Source organism: Pseudomonas sp. PvP027, assembly GCF_017833005.1.
Taxonomy (GTDB): Bacteria; Pseudomonadota; Gammaproteobacteria; order Pseudomonadales; family Pseudomonadaceae; genus Aquipseudomonas; species Aquipseudomonas congelans.
In genome coordinates this window covers 5,566,989-5,585,212 of the sequence record NZ_JAFIBK010000001.1, presented here as the reverse complement: position 1 = coordinate 5,585,212, position 18,224 = coordinate 5,566,989, and the positions used below count along the sequence as shown (strand labels likewise).

The window sequence follows — 18,224 nt, the reverse complement described above, 5'->3', positions numbered from 1 at the left end:
ATACGGTGTGATTAGAGGAAAAAGTCCATACGGAAATAGATCGGCGCTTCGCGCTCGATCACATCGGGACGTTCCAGGGAATGAGCGAAGGTCACTGAGGCAGCAACGTGCTGGCCTCGGGTAAACAACTCGAACGAGTTACTGGACAAACGCCCATGCTGATCGCCGTTGTAACGATCGTTGCGGATAACACCCTGGTCGTAACCGGCAGCCGCGCCATACTCGGCGAACACCGGGCGCAGCCAGTCCAGCGTCACCGGACGGGTCAGGCGCAACTCGTTACGCCAGTAGCCGCCACTGTCGCCGGACAGAAACTCATCCTTGTAACCACGCACCGATGCCGATCCGCCCAGGCTGGTGCGTTGCGAACTGAACAACACATCCTCACTGCGCTGCCCGGTGGCCAGACTGGTGAAGCTCAGGTTTTCGCCCCACAGTTGAAAGGGGTGCAGGTAGCTGAGGGTGCCGGTGTATTTGCGATACCGCGCATCGGCCTCACCCGGGCGAGGATCGTGGTTGCCCTGCGCGTCCAGTGCACCGATGCCTTGCTGCATGCCCAGATCGATGTTGACGAACGCCGAGCCGACTCGCCGCCCGTGGTTGATACCGAACTGCGCCTCGGTGATACGATTGCTGCTGACCGCCAGCCTGCTGTCTTCGACGTAGTTGTTGGTGCGCAGGTAGGACAGACCGGCATTGAGCGAGGTCTTGCTCAGCGCGTCGCGATACACCACCCGCTCGGCCCTGAACTGGTGGTTCTGGCTGTCGCCGTCCTGCTTGAAGTTGATGTTCGAGGCCTGCGCCACCGAACGGTATTCGCTGGTGTTGTACAGATAGCTGAACGTCCACCAGCCCCACGGCAGGCTGTAGGCAAGCGAGGCATTGCGGGAGGCCTTCTGCCGGTCGCTGATCGCATCGTGGCCGCCGCGCAGGCTGAACTGGTCGGCCAGCCCCAACGGATTATCCCACTCGAGGCCGGCGTTCCATTGTTGCTCACCGGTGCTGCGCTGACCTTCGTTGGTACGTGACAGGTTGGCTCGCCATGGTTTCTGCGGGGTGTTCTTGACCACTACATCACTGCCGCCGACGACCTGGCCGGGGGTCAGTTCCATCTGTGCCTGATTGGATGGCAGACGATTGAGCTGATCGACCATCTGCTCGATTTCGCGCAGGTTGACCATCTGGCCTTCCCTGCCGGGAAACGTCATGGCCAGCTCACGTGCCGACAGACCGCTGGCAGCATCGCCACGCAGATGCTCCAGCTTGCCTTCGATGACCAGCACTTGCAGGTCGCCGGTGGACAGGTCCTGTTGCGGCAGGTAGGCGCGAGTCGTCACCAGGCCTTTTTCGAGGTAGTGATCGGTGATGACTTTGAGCAGCTCATTGAGCTGGGCGACACCAAGACACTGGCCAATATAGGGTTTGATCAGCGCATCGCGCTCGGCGGACGACAGCGAGTCGGCGCCTTTGAGTTCAATGCGATTGATGGTGAAACAGCGCGTATCGGCCGGGGAACTCGGGGCAGCAGGTGCGGCTTGTTTGCCCGGCAGGTCCTTGAGCTCCTCAAGACGGCGGCGCTGCTCTTCGAGCAGGCGATCCTGACGGTCACGAATAAGATCCTGGTCACCTGGCAAGCTGGCGGGAGCAGTGGCTGCAAGCGAAGTAGCTGGCGCGATGGCGAGCAGGAGCAGCAAAGCCAGTTTGTGAGCACGGAGATACACGGCGCGTCCTTGCGGTAGCATATTGATATCAAAAAGGTGGGCGATACTAGAACGCCATCATGGCGGCGTCAATTATTTGTATCGACCTTGTATCCGATTTGTTGAACTTTTTTTGGAGTTAAATGTGCAAGCGCTGACCTTTAGCCCGCACCAAAGGATCATGTGCTTAGTATTGATAGGGGGTCGCCGACCTTTGCGACATTGTATTAAGGTCGTCATTAAATATATGCAGAAACACCAGTCGGCCAGTACGTGAAAACGGACTCGCATCAAGGCTGCGGAAACACTAATAAAATGACTGTGATTTAAAGGAAATAAGCGAAGGCCTGCGCTGGCACGTCAGGTTCTGGAGCTGCAACGACGGTCATTTCTGCAAGGCTCAAGAATCCGGCAGGCCCTTTGGCCAGGGGCTCGCAAGGGCCGCGACGGTGGCGCTTGCCCGCTCGTCTCTCGGTACTCGGAAGGGGTAAAAAAGAGGCGGCAGATTATCAGTCAGATCACGCGATATCGATTCAACCTGCCAGGCCCTTTGGTGCCTGGATACCACCCCATTCAGGGGTGATAACAACTAATTGCCGGTAGTACCCCGACAATTAACCGCTATTGGCTTATCGCGCCAATGCTCCGCGTGAGGAACGAGAAGCTTCAGGGAGAACGCTTCTCGTTACTCTACGCGGGAGGCTTGGCGAATTACTGCTGTCCGGACAACTTCATGATCATTCGCGACAACAAGTAGATCCGCGGAGCCACACTGCCCACTTCGGCATACTCTTCGGGCGTGTGGATGTTGCCGCCGACAATCCCGAAGCCGTCCAGCGTCGGTGTGCCCACACTGGCAGACAGGCTTGAATCAGCCGCCCCGCCACTGCCCTCGATGGTCAGGGTGCGGCCCAGTTCACCGTAGATGCCTTGCGCCATCGCGACCAGTGCATCGGACTGCGCGGTTTGCGGCATCGGTGGCAGGCCACGGACCAGACGGGTCTTGACCTCGGTATCAGGCACCAGCTTGTTGGCCGACACTCTGGCCAAGTCCTGCTCGACGCGGTCGAACTCCTCCGGTACAGCAGCACGCACATCGGCCTTGGCACTGGCCTGATCAGGAATCACGTTGGTGCGATCCCCCGCCTTGAGCACAGTGAAGTTGATGGTGGTTTTCTTCTCCTCGTCACCCAGCTTGCCGAGTTGCAGAATCTGATGGGCAACTTCGGTAGCGGCGTTACGTCCCAGTTCAGGCGCAACGCCTGCGTGCGAGGCCTTGCCCTTGACTTCGACCAGCGCGGTTGCCGAGCCTTTGCGCCATACCACCAGACCGTCGGCCGGACGCCCCGGCTCCAGGTTGAGCGTGACGTCATGCTCCTTCGCGGTTTTCTTGATCAGCTCGGTAGCAACGCCCGAGCCGGTCTCCTCGCTGGCGTCGAGCAATACCGTGATCTGCGCGTAGTCGGTGAACTTCAGGTTGTGCAAAACCTTCAGCGCATAGATAGCCGCAACGATGCCGCCCTTGTCATCCATCACGCCTGGGCCGTAGGCACGCCCGTCCTTGATGTGAAACGGACGCTCGGCCGCAGAGCCTTCCTTGAACACGGTGTCCATGTGCGCCATCAGCAGAATCTTCGCCTTGCCGGTGCCTTTCAGGGTGGCGAGGACATGGTTGCTGGCTTCTGGCGTATTCGGGACGAGCTCGATGGTGGCGCCGAGCTTTTTCAGTTCTTCAATCGCGATGTCGCTGACCTTGGTCAGGCCCGGGACATACCCGGAACCCGAGTCGATATTCACCAGACGCTCCAGCAGCTTCAAGGCGTCGTCCTTGTATTGCTCGGCATCCGCCTGGATAGCCTTGTGCGGTTCGGCCATGGCCACTGGAGCCAGGGCTGTCAACGCAAGCGCCAGGGCGAGACGAGCAGCCAGTGGCGAGCGGGTAAATGAGCGCATGTGTTTCATCCTTGTGTTCGATCATCGAGGTTTTTCAGGACCATACCTTACACACGTACCGGCCGTCATGGCTCAGCTCGCCTTGCGCCAGCGCTCGATGCGGTCGAACAGCAGCGCGTAGAGGATCGGAATCAGGCCCAGGGTCACCAGCGTACCCAACGCCAGACCACCCATGATGGTGATCGCCATGCCCTCCCAGAGCGGACCGGCAAACAGCATCAGCGGCACCAGCCCGATGATGCAGGTCAGCTTGGTCATCACAATCGGCCGCAAGCGCTTGATCGCTGCATTGACAACGGCGTCTCGCACCACCAGGCCTTGCTCGCGTTCAACCTCGATACGTTCGAGCAGCAGCACGGCATTGTTGACGATGATGCCGGCCAGCGACAGCAGCCCGAAGGTGGCCATGAAGCCGAACGGATAGCCCGTCAGCACCAATGCCAGCGCCACGCCGATCAGCACGAAGGGCACGCTGGAGACGACGATCAGCAGCTTGCGGAACGAATTGAACTGCCAGACGAACAGCAACAGCATCGCGACCAGTGCGTGCGGCATGTACTGCAGAAGCGCCTGATTGGCTTCGGCCGAGTCTTCTATTTCGCCACCCGGTTCGATGTGGTAACCCGCCGGCAGGCTGATTGCCGCTATCTGCGGCGCCAACTGCTCGACGATTGAGGTCGCCGTCATTGACGGATTGTGTCCAACCACCGTAATCGCACGTTGCAGATTACGCCGCTGCAGCGTCGATGCCTCGGCCCTGGGTTCGACAGTGGCAATGGCCGACAACATCAACGGCGCGCCCCCGGAGGCCGGGTAAATCAAAGTGCTGTCCAGATCACTGCCCGGCTTGCTCAGCGTACTCTGCTCGCGAGCCACAATCGCGACAGCAGTATCGCCATCCTGCAGCGACGACACGGATAACCCGCTGTTTCGCAGTTGCAGAGCCTGGGCAATGTCCTGAGTGGCAACACCGGCCTGCAGGGCCTTGTAAGGATCGACAACAACGTCGTAACGCAGCAATCGGGTGCGCCAGTCATCGTGGACATCCAGGGTTCCGGGCAACGCCGACAAAGCCTGCTCGATCTGCCGGGCAATACCGCGCAGCACGTTCTCGTCGGGACCGATGATCCGGTAGACCGCAATTCCCGCCTCAGTGGTGCCCATCGAGAATCGTTTGGGCTGCGCTTCGATTTCGGGGTGCTGCGTAAGAATAAACTGCCGTGCGCGCTCAATCACCGCATCGAGATTCGCGCCTTCGCGGACACTGACAGTGAAGTACGCGATATTCGGCGCGGGCAACGGCGGATTGAGGCCAAGCACAATCCTCGGCCCGCCACTGGCGACATAACCAATGCTGTGTTCTACATCCTGATCGCTGCTCAGCCACTGGCTGATATCGCGCACCGCCCGCGACGTGTCACGCGAGCTGCTGCCGGGCTCCAGCACCAGCGGGATCTGGAACTGCATGCGGTCCGACTTCGGCAAAAAATCGTACGGCACCCGGGTCAGCACTACGACCGCCAACGCCAGCAACCCCATCATGCAGGCAATGAAGATCAGCGAGTGGTTCAGCAACCCCTCGATGACCTTGCGGTAGCCACGGTAGAACACCGAGGCATACTCATCGGCATCATTCGCTGACGCTGTAACGGCCGGCACCCTGGCGAAGTAAAAGCACAACAGCGGCGTCACCGTGACGCTGAGCAGCCAGGAGCTGATCAGCGTTGTGGCGAGCACAACCGCCAGCGAACGCAGGTATTCGTTGGTGCTGGTCTGCCCCAGAAAGAAGGGCGAAAACGCCAGCACGATTACCAGTGAAGAGGTCAGCAGCGGGATCATCAAGGTGCGCCCTGCCTCCTCACAGGCGCGCCGCCGATCCTCCCCGGCATGCAGGCGGCGCTCGATGTCTTCGGCGATGACAATGCCGTTGTCCACCAGTAACCCCAGGGCGAGGATGATCGCGGCAATCGACACCGTCTGCAGCTCGATTCCCAGCGCGCGCATGACCAGCAGCGTACTGAGGATGGTCAAGGGCACAATCACCCCGACCACCAGGCCAGTGCGCCAGCCCAGAAACAGCATGACCACGCACATCACGATCACCACCGTCTCGGCCATGACGTGATACATCTTGCTCATCTCGTGCTCGACCACGCTGGACTGGAAGGTCACAACGTGCAAGGTAAAGCCCGTCGGAAGTTGCTGTTCCAGCTCGCCGAGCCGTTGGCGCAGGGCGGCACCGAAGGTTTGCACATTGAGGCCTGGCTGCATCGAAACGGCCAGTACCACAGCATCCTGTCCCTGGTAGATCGCTTCGGTTTGCGGAGGGTCGGCAGGGCTCACCGATACCTTGGCCAGGTCCTGCAGCGCGACCTTCCGACCATCGGGCAACTGCACCGGGAACTGACGAAGCTGCTCCAGCGAAAGCACCTCGCCACTGATCGAAAGCGTGGTGCTCTGCTGTCCGATGACCGGATTGCCTCCCGTCGCGATCAGGTTGCGGGCTTGCAGTTGCTGAAGCAGCTGTTGCGGGGAAAGCCCGGCTGCGGCCAGCGTCTGGTGCTCGAAGTCAAGGTAGATGCGTTCATCCTGCAGGCCATACAACTGGACCTGATCGACCCCCTTGAGCGCATAGAGCTGATTGCGCAAGCGCTTGATCGGCCCGCGCATCTCGCCCATGGTGAACCCCGGTGCGGTCAGCGCGACCGAAGCCACGGCCACACGACCGAAATCATCATCGACAAAAGGCCCTTGGGTGCCGGGCGGAAAACCACCGCTCGTTTCGTTCACCTTCGCGCGGAGCCGTTGCCACAGCAGCCCAAGATCCTTGACGTTGTCATACGCCGTGACCTGCACGATCACTCGGCCAGGCTGGACCGTGGTGAGCACGTTCTTGATCTCGGCCAGTTCACGGATACGCTCTTCGAGCGGCCTGGCCAGCAGCTCCTCGGTGCGCTCTGCGGACAGCCCGTCCAGAGACACACTGACCAGTGCGTCGCGAACGGTCACCGACGGCTCTTCCTGAGAAGGAAAGCTCAGAAAGGTCGCGACACCGGCCAGCAAAATCAGCAAGGCGGCAAACAGGGTCAAACGGCTTGCGCCCATGGCGCGGGAGGTAAGGCTCATTGCGCGCCACCGGTCAGGCGAGTGTCCGAATGGAACAATTTGACGGGCTGACCGTCCTGCAGAAAGGCGGCGCCGGCAGTGACCACCTGCTCACCGGCGACCAGCCCGCTGACGACCAGTGCCCGGCCCTCCCTGACCGGACCCAGCGTGACGGAGCGGACGGCGACTGTTCCTCCCGGCTGGTAAACGAAGACGTCGGCAACGTGACTGCTGGTCCCCATCCATAGTGCTTGAACCGGAACCGATAGCGGCTGTGCGTCGGCCTCTGGACGCATCTGGACAATCAGCGTGACGCCACTGGGCAGCCTGCCAGCAGGCCGCAGCACTCGAAACACAGCCGTTCTGACCAGCCCGTCATCGGCTCGGGGCGAAATGCCCTCCAGCGCGAGATCAAACCCTGCCGTTCCGTCTGCGGTACTCGAGGCCCTGGCGAGGTTGCCAGGCTGAAGCGACTCGGCAAGTGCCAGTGGAACAGCTGCCACCACTTGTTGCTCTGCAGCGGATTCGACATCCAGCACCACCTGCCCGGCAGGCAACAGGCTCTGCGGTTGTGCATGACGCGCCACCACGCGCCCGGCAAAGGGGGCGATCAACCGGGTGCGATCCAGTTCACGACGGGCCAGGTCCAACTCGGCTTGCGTGCGGATCAGCTCGGCGCTGGCTTGTTCACTGGACGACCGGGCCGACTCGACCACGCTCTGGGCGACACTGCCCGCGGCGAGCAGGTTTTGCTGACGCTGGACGTTACGCTGGCGCTCCAGCGCCTGAGCCCGGGCCAGACGCAAAGCGGCCTGCGCTTCCTGCAGGCGCAGTTGGGCAGGCTGCGGATCAAGACGGGCGAGCACCTGGCCCTGCTTGATGCTATCGCCAATGTCGACCCGCAACTCTGTCAGCGTGCCTGCCGATTCAAACGCCAGACTGGCGCGCTCCTCCTCTCGAACAGTGCCGATGAAGCGCAACGCAGCGCCCTCTCCTGCCCGTACTGCCTCAACCTTGACCGCCCGGACAGGCGGAACACTGACTGTCTGTTTTTCGCCGCAGCCACCGATCATCAGAGTGATCAGCACGACGCTGCAAGCGCGTGACACATACCGCCGTAGAGCAGGAAACGCATCAGGATTCAATCGCATGGCAGGCTTCAACCCTTCAGAAAGCGTAACTCAAGGCAATCAGGCCACTGCCTTCGGCATCAGTCTCGACCAGCGGGCTGCCACGGGTCTGGTCGGTGTAGTGCGTCACCCCGACGCTTGCGACGGTCGACCAGTGGGCGTCGAAGGTATGCTGCCAGGCGAGTGCCGCCGAGTACGCGTAAATGCCGCTGTCTGCGGTGAACCTGGAAAAGCCGGTGCGCTGACTCTGGATCGGGCTGACGCCGAAATAGGTCTGGTTGTAACGACCGTCACCGGCGTGCGCATCGATGTCGAGGGTCACCGTATCGGTCTGGCTGTGGTAAGCGATGCCCTCGAAACCCAACCGGTAGCGATTGCCACGTTGTTCGCCAGCCACCCGCAGTTCGGCCTCGGCACTGACGGACAGCCACGGCATGAGCTGCTGAGAAACCACGAAGTCGCCAACGGTCGCGCCCTTGATCGTCCCCATCCCTCTCAGCTCATTGGACCCAAGCCGATTCGTGCTGTTTTTCTCGGTCCGACCGAAATCGTAATTGAGTGCAGCGCTGGCACCGAACCCGGAATCCGACTGCCATTGCAGCCCCAGACCGCGCGTAGTGTCGGCGAAGAAGATGCCCCGCTGGACCGTCAGCATGGGCACCACCTGGCTGCGGTATTCATCGGCCCCCATGTAGCGCGGCAGCACGGCCATGCCGAGCCCGAAATTGACGTTGAACCTGTCACCCAGAACCGACTGGCTTGCAGCAGTGCTGTCCTGGGCAAAGGCCTGACCGACCAGGGTCATGGCCGCAGAGGTGATCAAAACGGTCAGCACGGGTTTAAGCAGTGCGGACCGAAGGTGAGGACGAGAGATTGCAGGGCTCATGGGAATACTCCGGTTTCATTCAGGATTGCGGTGGGGTTGTCGGTTCTGCTCCGCGCAGTACTCGAAACAGATCGATGCGGTTTTGCTGCAGCGCATCGAGGGACTTGCGAGCGGCTGCGTCGGCTTCGGCGATACGGACAGTGGAAACCAGCAGTGCAGTGCGCTCGGCGGCGCCCGCATTAAGCTCAAAGGACAGGCGCCGCACTTTTTCCTGGACCAGCGCAACCCGCTCGACCTCGTTGCGGACATGGTTCAGGGCCTGCTCACGGCGGGTCAGCACAGCGGACATTTCACGGAAGGCGTTCTGCACAGCCTTTTCATACTCGGCGACCGCGATCTGCTGGCGCACCTTGGCAAGATCCAGGTTGGCCTGATTACGCCCGCCGTCGAACAGCGGCAGATTCAATTGCGGGGTGAACAGCCAGGCACCGCTGCCGTTGCTGAACAAAGTGCGCAGGCTGTCGCTCTGCAAGCCCACGCCGGTACTGAGTTTTATCGACGGAAAGAACGCCGCACGGGCAGCACCGATGTTGGCATTACTGGCCTTGAGGGCTTCTTCGCGCTGCCGGATGTCAAAGCGTTCCAGCAAACGCCGAGACGGCAGATTCGACAGCCAGGCCGGCGTCTCGACCAGCGCGGCGGTCAGCGCAGGCATGTCCGGCGTAGCAGCTTCTGGCGTAGTAGCGGGCAATGCTGTCGAATAGCCGGTGAGCAACAACAAGGCCTGCGACGCGTTGGCGTGATCGCTTGCCGCATCCTGTACCTGCTGTTGCGCAGTCAGGGTGTCCAGGCGCTGAACCAGCAGATCGTCCTGCGAAATTGCACCTTGACGCTGCTGCTCTTCGGCCGCCTTGACCAGCATCAGCCGGGCCTCGTGAACTGCCTGCGCGTCCTGCTGCACGGCAGCGGCCAGACGCTCGGCCAGCCAGGCGCGGGCGACTTCCGCAATCAGCGCACTGCGTGCCGCCTGCTGGCCGAAGGTGCTGGCCAGATAATCGTGCCGCGCTGTTTCTGACAGGCTGCGCACGCGTCCGAAGAAATCCAGTTCAAAGTCAGAGACACCCACCGATGCTATGGAAATGTCCTGACCATAACGCTCGTCGGCCGCCGCATTATCGAAGTGCTGACGGTCGCGCTCGACACCTGCAGCAAGGGTCGGAAAGCGATCGGCACGGGTGATGCCGCGCATTGCCCTGGCCTCCTCCACACGCAGCACCGCCACACGAAAGTCGCGATTGAACGCCAGGGCCGATTGCAGCAACCGGCGCAGCTCGCCCTTTGGCGACAACTCGCCAGCCAGCGCTTCTTCGTCGGCGCTGAGCACCAGGGCGGTGGAGGTATTCGAGGCCGGGACCACAGCAGACGCCTGATCGACCGGGACCGGCAACACTGGACGCTGGTAGGCCGGTATCAACGAGCAGCCCGAAACAATCAGGCTGGCCAGCATGGCCAGGCAACGCCAGCGGCGGTTGCGGATACGCTTGGACAGCGGTGTACTCATCGGCATAGGATCTGTCCGCGACAGTGGGCTCTGGACACCATCCTGAACGTCGACTTTCAACAAACCGTTCGTGAATTATCAAGATTTGATCAAGAGGCGCTCTCGTGTCAGGAAAACGCATTCTTATCGTTGAAGACGATGCCGACAGTGCCAGCATTCTTGAGGCTTACCTGCGTCGTGACGGTTTCAATGTCGGGCTGGCCGAAAACGGTCAGCGCGGTATCGATATGCTTCGCCAATGGAAACCCGACCTGATTCTGCTGGACGTCATGCTGCCGCTTGTCAGTGGCACGGACGTGCTCTCGGCAGTCCGGCGCTGCAGCGACACGCCGGTGATCATGGTCACCGCCATGGGCGACGAACCGGAAAAACTCGGTGCCTTGCGCTATGGGGCCGACGACTATGTGGTCAAACCCTACAATCCGCGGGAAGTGGTGGCCCGCGTGCATGCGGTTCTGCGGCGCTCCCAGCAGAACGGCACCAACGAGCGCCATCTGCGCTACCAGAACCTGCTGGTGGATCTGGATGCAGTCACCGCGATCATTGAAGGTGAGGATGGCGCAGAGACCGTGCTCGACCTGACACCTACCGAGTTCAAGATCCTTTCAACCCTGCTGAAAACGCCGTCCAAGGCTTTCACTCGCGAAGAGCTGCTGGAAATCTGCCTTCCCGACAGCGAGGCGCTGGCCAGGGTTGTCGATGCGCATGTGCATAACCTGCGGCGCAAACTGGAGATCCATGGCGTGGAAAACGTGCTGGTCACCGTGCGTTCGGTCGGCTATCGATTCAGGTGATCCCCATGCGACATATTTTCAGGCACAGACAAAAACCGTTGTGGCACTGGGTCGGCATGCGCATGAGCATGCTCGCCGTCGGTGCGGTCATCGTCATCGCGTTTTGCATGTGGCTGCACGTCACGGTATCTGACTGGCTCACCCTGCAGGCAATGCCGGCCGAGGTGCGCATGGAGTTCCTGCGACTGCAGGCCGAACCCAACCTGGACATGGTCAAGCTGCGCGAACTGTTCTTCGCGTATTACCCGATCGAAAACCTGCTGCCGGGCATTGCTAACAAGGAATGGTGGGTGCTGGCAGCGCTGGTGTTGATCGCGATCCCGATCATCATATTCTTCGGCTTTCTGTTTTCCCGTCCGCTTTCCAGCCAGTTCTCCTCGATTGCCAGAGGCGCACGTCAGGTCGCCCAGGGTGACTTCAAGACGCGCCTGCCAATGAGCGCCAAAGACCCGGACGAATTACAGGCGCTGGTCAGCGACTTCAACACCATGACCACCCAGCTCGGTCGCTACGAACTGGAAGTCAGCGAATCCAGCGCAATGATCGCTCATGAGCTGCGCACGCCACTGAACGCCGCGATGGGACGCATACAGGGCATGATCGACGAAGTGTTCCCGCGTGATCTGGCACAACTGGAAATGGTCCACCGTCAGCTCGGCCAGTTGAACAAACTGGTAAGTGATCTGCATCTGCTCTCGCTCGCCAGCGCAGGTCAGTTGACCCTGGACAAGACGGAGTTTTCCCTTGAGAAGCTGGTGGTCGAACGTCTGGGCTGGTTTGCCACGCCGCTCGATGAGGCCGGTGTCGTCGTGACGATCGATATCCCGCGGAAACTGACCGTCAACGCCGACCGTGACCGGATCGGCCAGGTGGTGAATATTCTCGTCGATAACGCACTGCGTTATTCGGCAACGGGTGGTGAGCTGCTGATAGTCGGCAGGGCCAGCGCAGGGCGCATGGAACTGACCGTCTCGGACCGCGGGCCCGGCTTCGGCCCGGAGAACCTCGAACAGGTGTTCGACCGTTTCTGGCGTGCCGAACGTTCGCGGGCGCGCTATTCGGGAGGCAGCGGCCTGGGCCTGTCCATCGCCAGAGCCATTTGCCTCGAGCATGACGGCACTATCGAGGTACGCAACAGGCCAGGCGGAGGATCCGTCATCCGCCTGGAGATTCCGGGCTGAGCCTGCCTGCCCGGCCCGGCAGATCAGTGCCCCATCAACGAATCGATGCCGTCCGGCTTGTCATGCACACCAAACCGGTCCACCAGTGTGGCGGTGGCCCGGTTCATACCGATAACGTCCACGCTGATGCCCGCCTTTCTCAGTTTCAACACCACCTTGTCCAGTGCGGCAACAGCGGTGATGTCCCAGAAATGCGCCTCGCGCAGATCGATGACCAGTGTCTCGAGGCTTTCGCGCAGGTCGAATGAGGCCATGAAACGGTCAGCGGAGGCGAAGAATACCTGGCCGGTCACGTAGTAGGTGCGATGGCTGTGGAAGGGATCACGATGCGACGTGACGTCAAGGAAGTGAGCGATCTTGCTGGCAAAGAACATCGAGGCCAGCAGAGAACCGACCAGCACACCATAGGCAAGGTTGTGGGTAGCCACGACCACCACCACGGTGACCACCATCACGATGTTGGTAGAGAGCGGGTATTCCTTGAGGTTGCGGATCGATCCCCAACTGAAGGTGCTGATCGACACCATGATCATCACCGCCACCAGCGCCGCCATGGGGATACGCGCCAGCCATTCGCCCAGAAACAGCATCATTATCAACAGCAGCAAACCCGCGCTGAGGGTTGAGAGGCGTGTTCTGCCGCCAGACTTCACGTTGATCATCGACTGGCCGATCATGGCGCAACCGGCCATGCCACCGATCAGCCCCGTGGCGATATTGGCAATGCCCTGCCCTTTGCACTCACGGTTTCTGTCACTGGAGGTATCGGTCAGATCATCGACGATGGTGGCGGTCATCATCGACTCCAGCAGGCCCACCACGGCCAGTGCAGCGGAATACGGCAGAATGATCAACAGCGTGTCGAGGTTGAGCGCGACATCCGGCCACATGAAGGTCGGCAGACTGTCGGGCATTGCGCCCATGTCACCCACGGTTCGTACATCAAGCCCCATGTAAATGGAGATTGCGGTGAGCACCAGAATGCACACCAGCGGCGACGGCAGCAGCTTGCCCAGCACCGGCACGCGCGGGAACAGGTAGATGATTGCCAGGCCCGCGGCGGTCATGGCGTACACCGGCCAGGTCACATGGGTCAATTCCGGCAACTGGGCCATGAAGATCAGAATCGCCAGTGCATTCACGAATCCGGTAACCACCGAGCGTGAAACGAAGCGCATCAGCTCACCCAGGCGCAGATAGCCGGCGATGATCTGCAACACGCCGCAGAGCAAGGTGGCAGCCAGCAGATACTGAAGTCCGTGCTCTTTGACCAGATTCACCATCAGCAGGGCCATCGCACCTGTGGCCGCAGAAATCATCGCCGGACGTCCGCCCACGAAAGCGATGACCACGCAGATACAGAACGACGCGTAAAGCCCGACTTTCGGGTCTACCCCGGTGATGATGGAGAACGCGATGGCCTCTGGAATCAGGGCCAATGCAACAACCAGCCCGGCCAGTACATCGGCACGGACGTTGGAAAACCACGTAGCTTTGATTTTTTCGAGCATGGGAATACCTGTGACAGACGCAGCAAGACGCACGGCAGCGATTGCCGGACGAGCAGGAGCATCGGTTTTAGATTAATGAGTCAGAGTGGGAGTGGCGGCGACCAAAAAACGGGCGCAGCAACGGGCGACTGCAGCAAGATGGCAGTCAGGTGTTGCGAGGGGGGCGTAGCGCTAAGGCGGCGTAGGCAGCCAGTTGGAACGGGACACGTCTGTTTCCTTCGATGGGTCGCAAGGCGCTGGCATCATAGACCTATCCGTTTGAGTGATTCAAGCGCACGCCATCGCCCCGAACGGCCTGAGTGACGGATGGCGCAACACTTCGAAACATCTGAAAAAGGATCTGATACTGTTTTTTACAGCTGTCTTGTCTCTGTTCGTCATCACTGATTTCGCTCATGATGCAGGCCTTGTTCATTCGATGCCGCTTATGAAACGCTACGAAAAATTCGCCGCCGACATCTCGGAAATGATTCGCAGCGGCGTCCTGCCCGCCGGGGAAAAAGTCCCGTCCGTAAGGGTCGCGAGTCGCACCTGGTCAGTCAGCCCTGCGACGGTCTTCAAGGCCTATTACCTGCTGGAAGACAAAGGGCTGATTCAGGCCCGCGCACGCTCCGGGTATTACGTGCGCGAGCATGCCGCCAATGCACTGACCGAACCGGAACTGATCAGACACAGCAGCGAAGGCACCGAACTGGGCGTCAGCGACCTGATCTTTTCAGTACTCGGCTCGCTCAAGGACCCGGACACTGTGCCGTTTGGCTCGGCGTTTCCCAGCCCGCATCTGTATCCGCTGGCGAGCCTGGCGAAGTCGATGGCTTCAGCTGTGCGTGCGCTGACGCCCGCGGGCATCGTCAGCGACATGACCACCGGAAACCCCGAACTGCGCCGACAGATCGCCCTGCGCTACATGATCAGTGGCGTGCGCTTGCCGGCTGACGAACTGGTCATTACCAATGGCGCGATGGAAGCCCTGAACCTGTGCCTGCAGTGCGTCACCGAGCCCGGCGACCTGGTCGCCATCGAGGCCCCGGCGTTCTATGCCTGCCTTCAGGTGCTGGAGCGCCTGAAGCTCAAAGCCGTCGAAATTCCCGTGCATCCGCGTGACGGGGTGGATCTGGATTCGCTGCAGGACAGCCTGACGCGCCTGCCGATCAAGGCTTGCTGGTTCATGAGCAGCTTCCAGAACCCACTGGGCGCGAGCATGACTCAGGAGAACAGGACCAGGCTCTACGACCTGCTGGAGCAGCACCAAATCCCGTTGATCGAGGACGATGTGTACGCCGAACTGTATTACGGTGCCAAGGCGCCTCATCCGGTGAAAAGCCTGGACCGCGGCGGGCTTGTGATGCACTGCAGCTCTTTTTCCAAGACCCTCGCGCCCGGCTATCGGGTCGGCTGGGTGGCAGGAGGGCGTTACACCGAGCAGATTGACCGCCTCAAGCTCATGACCACCCTCTCCCCTTCAGTCCCTGCCCAGGCGGCGCTCGCCGACTACCTGAAGCACGGCGGCTATGACCGCCATCTGCGTAAACTGCGCGACACCCTCGAACTGCAACAAGGCGCGATGCTCGCCGCCGCTGCCCGCTATTTCCCGGCGGCGACACGCGTCACGCGCCCCGTCGGCGGCTACTTTCTGTGGTTCGAATTCCCCGAGCAGGTTGATTCGCTGCAGCTCTTTCAACTCGCGCTCGCACAGGGCATCAGCCTGGCACCCGGCCCGATCTTTTCCGCGTCGCGGCGCTTCAAGAATTGCGCGCGCCTGAACTACGGCACGCCCTGGGATGAACGCAGTGAGCAGGCCATGGCGATGCTGGGGCGTATCCTCGCGTCGTTCTAAGCATTTTCATGCCTCGCACAACAGCAACTGATCCGTATTTTTAAGCCGTTTCTGAATCTGTACCAGAATCTGTTCGAGCACGATAATGGCGGCGTATTCAAACGCGCAGGTCACCCGCCAGAAGCGAACCCTGCGGCTCGTTACAGACAGATTGATCAGCAGGAGACGCTCATGGGCAAGCTCGGACTTTCTTTGATAGGTTTTTTATTGCTGGCAATCGCGGTCGGCTTGCTGGGGACTATTTCCCCGTATTGAGGTGTCGCGAGCCAGGAAGGCTGAACCCGCGTCGCCTTACCGCCAAAACGAAAAAACCCGCCATAAGGCGGGTTTTTTCTTGTTCAAAGGCCTTGCACATCGCCTTTGAAGTATCGTCTGGCTCCACGACCTGGACTCGAACCAGGGACCCAGTGATTAACAGTCACTTGCTCTACCAACTGAGCTATCGCGGAATGAGCGCTATGTTACTGATTCGGAAAAGGAAGTCAAGCAGAGCGAAAAAAAATCCTGCTCGTTCATCCGTATACCATTTCCGGCCAGGCAGGGCACAGTTCGGAAGACTGCCTGCAACACAAGGTTGCCTACTTGATCCGGTAGTGAAAGGTGTTCTTCACCCCGGACACTGTCACTGCCCTGCCCTCGACAATCCTTGGCTGATAACGAAAGGTCTGCGCTGCGGCCAGTGACGGGCGCATGAACAACGGGTGGCAGGCGCCCTGCACTTGCGGGTTGACCACTGTGCCTTGCGGCGACACATCGTAGACCACCGTGCAATCACCCTCGATGCCCTTGTCCAGTGCCCGTTCGGGATAGTCCGGGGCCTCCTTGCTTAACGGCTGATACTGACTGCTGTCGGCGGCGGCAGCCTGTTGCTGTGCTGACTGTTGCGCAAGGCGGGCACGCTCGGCGGACTGGCGCGCCTGTTCAGCCTGACGCTGCTGCTCGATCTGCTGACGTTGCTGTTCGGCCAATTGCTGTTCCTGTTGCTTGCGCTGCTCGGCCTCGCGCAGGCGTTGGGCATTCTGCAGTTGCTCGCGCTCACGCTTTTGTTCTTCGACGCGCTTGCGGGCCAATGCAACCTGTTCGGGTTGACGCTGCGGCGCTGCCTGCGGTTGCGCGACTTCAACCGGTTTGCTGACCGGCAACGATGCCTGTGCAGGTGGCGGTGACGGCATCTGAACAGGCTCGGTTACCGGTGCCGCCGCTACTGGAACCGGCTCAGGCGCGGGTGCTGGTGCTGGCGGCAGGATCAGTAATTGGGTGGTCAGGGTTCTGATCTGTTCGGGCGGCTTTTCCCTGGCGCTCCAGCCGAGCATCAGACCGCTCAACAGCGCGCCATGCAAAGCCAGCGCGACCGCTGCCGCGAGGCCATTGCTGCGCAGCCAGGGCCCGTTCATCCATTCGCGGCGCGGCGGGTCATAGTCGAGGGTCAGGGTGTTCATTGCGGCGCCTCGGTCACCAGCCCCAATTGCGTCACACCACCGCGTTGCAGCGCCGCCATGGCCGCGACCACCCGACCATAATCGGCCTTGTCATCCGCGCGGATGAACACTTGCGTGTCGTTGCGCTCGGCCACCAGTCGGGCAATGCGCGCCTGCATGTCTTCCAGGCTCGCGGCCTGATCGGTCTGCGCCTGAGTGTCGACGGTATCGCCCAGGTTCCAGTAGTAGCCGCCCTGCGCCTTGACGGACAGGGTCACTATGCGTTGCCGGGTGTCGGTGACGAGCGCTTCGCTGGCGACTTTCGGCAACTCGATTTTCACGCCCTGGGTGAGCATCGGCGCCGTCACCATGAAAATCACCAGCAGCACCAGCATCACGTCGATGTAAGGCACGACATTCATTTCGGCCTTCGGGCCATGTTTGCGTTGCGGTTTGACCAGCATGACAAGTCCTCAGGCCGCAGCGGCCATGTTGCGTGTCAGGCCCTGCAGGGTGCGATTCAGGCGCACCTGCAGTTCGTTGCCAAAGCTGTAGTAACGCGCCGTGAGGGTCTGGCCACGCGCGGCAAAGCGGTTGTAGGCGATTACTGCCGGAATGGCCGCGAACAGGCCGATGGCGGTGGCGATCAGCGCTTCGGCAATCCCCGGCGCGACCGTCGACAGCGTGGCCTGCTGCACCTGCGACAGGCCGATGAACGAGTTCATGATCCCCCAGACGGTGCCGAACAGGCCGATATACGGACTGACCGAGCCTACCGTGGCGAGAAACTGCAGGCCTTTTTCCAATTGCAGCTCTTGCTCACTGATGGCGACCTGCAGCGAGCGTTCGACGCCGGAAAGCACCACGTCAGGCTCGATGCCCGGCTGCTGCTTGAGCTGCAGGTATTCGGCGTAACCCGCCGCGAAGACCTCTCCGATTCCGCCAGCGTCGCGCTGCGCAGAGGATGCCTGGGCCTGCAGCGGCGCCAGCTCGGCGGCGCTGCGAAAGCGTTGCTGAAAGGCATCCATTGAGCGCTCGTAATGACGCAGGGCGAGACTGCGCTGGATGATCAGGAACCAGCTGACCAGCGAGGCGAGCAGCAAAATCAGCATCACGGCCTTGACCAGCAGGCTGGCATCGCTGATCAGACCCCAGATGGTCATGTGTTCGAGAGTGGCGTGCATCGGGGTAGTCCTCTGTAATGGAAC

13 protein-coding genes and 1 tRNA gene are annotated in these 18,224 nt (G+C 60.8%); 3 read left to right on the top strand and 11 right to left on the bottom strand.

Annotation, left to right across the window (positions count from 1 at the left end):
- Positions 1–11 precede the first annotated feature (11 nt).
- The 6 genes from JOE33_RS24360 to JOE33_RS24335 all read right to left on the bottom strand — a co-directional run bounded on the left by JOE33_RS24360 (position 12) and on the right by JOE33_RS24335 (position 10,281).
- Positions 12–1,721 (bottom strand): ShlB/FhaC/HecB family hemolysin secretion/activation protein, encoded by a 1,710-nt coding sequence (locus tag JOE33_RS24360; protein ID WP_096103365.1) that lies wholly within the window; start codon positions 1,719–1,721, stop codon positions 12–14.
- A 690-nt stretch (positions 1,722–2,411) separates the two neighbouring features.
- On the bottom strand, positions 2,412–3,653 hold the full coding sequence (locus JOE33_RS24355; protein ID WP_187626158.1) for a M20/M25/M40 family metallo-hydrolase: 1,242 nt from the start codon (positions 3,651–3,653) through the stop codon (positions 2,412–2,414).
- A 72-nt stretch (positions 3,654–3,725) separates the two neighbouring features.
- Positions 3,726–6,779: an efflux RND transporter permease subunit gene (locus JOE33_RS24350; RefSeq protein ID WP_187626159.1), complete on the bottom strand. Its 3,054-nt coding sequence runs from the start codon at positions 6,777–6,779 to the stop codon at positions 3,726–3,728.
- Positions 6,776–7,909, bottom strand: coding sequence for an efflux RND transporter periplasmic adaptor subunit (locus tag JOE33_RS24345; protein WP_187626160.1), 1,134 nt, complete (start codon positions 7,907–7,909; stop codon positions 6,776–6,778). The genes JOE33_RS24350 and JOE33_RS24345 overlap by 4 nt, the downstream gene beginning before the upstream one ends.
- Positions 7,910–7,925: 16 nt before the next feature.
- A complete protein-coding gene (locus tag JOE33_RS24340) occupies positions 7,926–8,774 on the bottom strand; it encodes a MipA/OmpV family protein (protein WP_187626161.1) in 849 nt (282 codons plus the stop codon).
- A gap of 19 nt (positions 8,775–8,793) precedes the next feature.
- On the bottom strand, positions 8,794–10,281 hold the full coding sequence (locus JOE33_RS24335) for an efflux transporter outer membrane subunit (protein WP_187626162.1): 1,488 nt from the start codon (positions 10,279–10,281) through the stop codon (positions 8,794–8,796).
- A 98-nt stretch (positions 10,282–10,379) separates the two neighbouring features.
- On the opposite strand from JOE33_RS24335, the gene JOE33_RS24330 reads away from it, so the two are divergent.
- Together JOE33_RS24330 and JOE33_RS24325 are read left to right on the top strand one after the other, a co-directional pair.
- Positions 10,380–11,069: a response regulator gene (locus JOE33_RS24330; protein ID WP_187626163.1), complete on the top strand. Its 690-nt coding sequence runs from the start codon at positions 10,380–10,382 to the stop codon at positions 11,067–11,069.
- A 5-nt stretch (positions 11,070–11,074) separates the two neighbouring features.
- Positions 11,075–12,250, top strand: coding sequence for an ATP-binding protein (locus JOE33_RS24325; RefSeq protein WP_096126037.1), 1,176 nt, complete (start codon positions 11,075–11,077; stop codon positions 12,248–12,250).
- A gap of 23 nt (positions 12,251–12,273) precedes the next feature.
- Here JOE33_RS24325 and JOE33_RS24320 read toward each other — a convergent pair whose 3' ends face one another.
- The gene (locus JOE33_RS24320) at positions 12,274–13,761 is read right to left on the bottom strand and encodes a SulP family inorganic anion transporter (RefSeq protein WP_096140439.1); all 1,488 of its coding nucleotides are present in this window, start codon (positions 13,759–13,761) and stop codon (positions 12,274–12,276) included.
- Positions 13,762–14,188: 427 nt separating this feature from the next.
- On the opposite strand from JOE33_RS24320, the gene mapR reads away from it, so the two are divergent.
- Positions 14,189–15,598: a GntR family transcriptional regulator MpaR gene (mapR, locus tag JOE33_RS24315; protein WP_187626164.1), complete on the top strand. Its 1,410-nt coding sequence runs from the start codon at positions 14,189–14,191 to the stop codon at positions 15,596–15,598.
- Between the two features lie 373 nt (positions 15,599–15,971).
- Here mapR and JOE33_RS24310 read toward each other — a convergent pair.
- The 4 genes from JOE33_RS24310 to tolQ form a co-directional block, all read right to left on the bottom strand.
- Positions 15,972–16,047: transfer RNA gene (locus tag JOE33_RS24310), tRNA-Asn, on the bottom strand.
- Positions 16,048–16,176: 129 nt separating this feature from the next.
- Positions 16,177–17,037, bottom strand: coding sequence for an energy transducer TonB (locus tag JOE33_RS24305; RefSeq protein ID WP_032612615.1), 861 nt, complete (start codon positions 17,035–17,037; stop codon positions 16,177–16,179).
- The gene (gene tolR, locus JOE33_RS24300) at positions 17,034–17,480 is read right to left on the bottom strand and encodes a protein TolR (RefSeq protein WP_032612613.1); all 447 of its coding nucleotides are present in this window, start codon (positions 17,478–17,480) and stop codon (positions 17,034–17,036) included. Before tolR ends, JOE33_RS24305 begins: the two co-directional genes overlap by 4 nt.
- Positions 17,481–17,489: 9 nt before the next feature.
- Positions 17,490–18,200 (bottom strand): protein TolQ, encoded by a 711-nt coding sequence (gene tolQ / locus JOE33_RS24295; protein ID WP_096126035.1) that lies wholly within the window; start codon positions 18,198–18,200, stop codon positions 17,490–17,492.
- Positions 18,201–18,224 lie beyond the last annotated feature (24 nt).

What these genes read in the sequence shown, in the direction of transcription:
- JOE33_RS24355 (WP_187626158.1), bottom strand. Translation starts at nt 3,653, where the DNA reads ATGCGCTCATTTACCCGCTCGCCACTGGCTGCTCGTCTCGCCCTGGCG.
- JOE33_RS24305 (WP_032612615.1), bottom strand. Translation starts at nt 17,037, where the DNA reads ATGAACACCCTGACCCTCGACTATGACCCGCCGCGCCGCGAATGGATG.
- mapR (WP_187626164.1), top strand. Translation starts at nt 14,189, where the DNA reads ATGAAACGCTACGAAAAATTCGCCGCCGACATCTCGGAAATGATTCGC.
- JOE33_RS24350 (WP_187626159.1), bottom strand. Translation starts at nt 6,779, where the DNA reads ATGAGCCTTACCTCCCGCGCCATGGGCGCAAGCCGTTTGACCCTGTTT.
- JOE33_RS24335 (WP_187626162.1), bottom strand. Translation starts at nt 10,281, where the DNA reads ATGCCGATGAGTACACCGCTGTCCAAGCGTATCCGCAACCGCCGCTGG.
- JOE33_RS24345 (WP_187626160.1), bottom strand. Translation starts at nt 7,909, where the DNA reads ATGCGATTGAATCCTGATGCGTTTCCTGCTCTACGGCGGTATGTGTCA.
- JOE33_RS24320 (WP_096140439.1), bottom strand. Translation starts at nt 13,761, where the DNA reads ATGCTCGAAAAAATCAAAGCTACGTGGTTTTCCAACGTCCGTGCCGAT.
- JOE33_RS24325 (WP_096126037.1), top strand. Translation starts at nt 11,075, where the DNA reads ATGCGACATATTTTCAGGCACAGACAAAAACCGTTGTGGCACTGGGTC.
- tolQ (WP_096126035.1), bottom strand. Translation starts at nt 18,200, where the DNA reads ATGCACGCCACTCTCGAACACATGACCATCTGGGGTCTGATCAGCGAT.
- tolR (WP_032612613.1), bottom strand. Translation starts at nt 17,480, where the DNA reads ATGCTGGTCAAACCGCAACGCAAACATGGCCCGAAGGCCGAAATGAAT.
- JOE33_RS24340 (WP_187626161.1), bottom strand. Translation starts at nt 8,774, where the DNA reads ATGAGCCCTGCAATCTCTCGTCCTCACCTTCGGTCCGCACTGCTTAAA.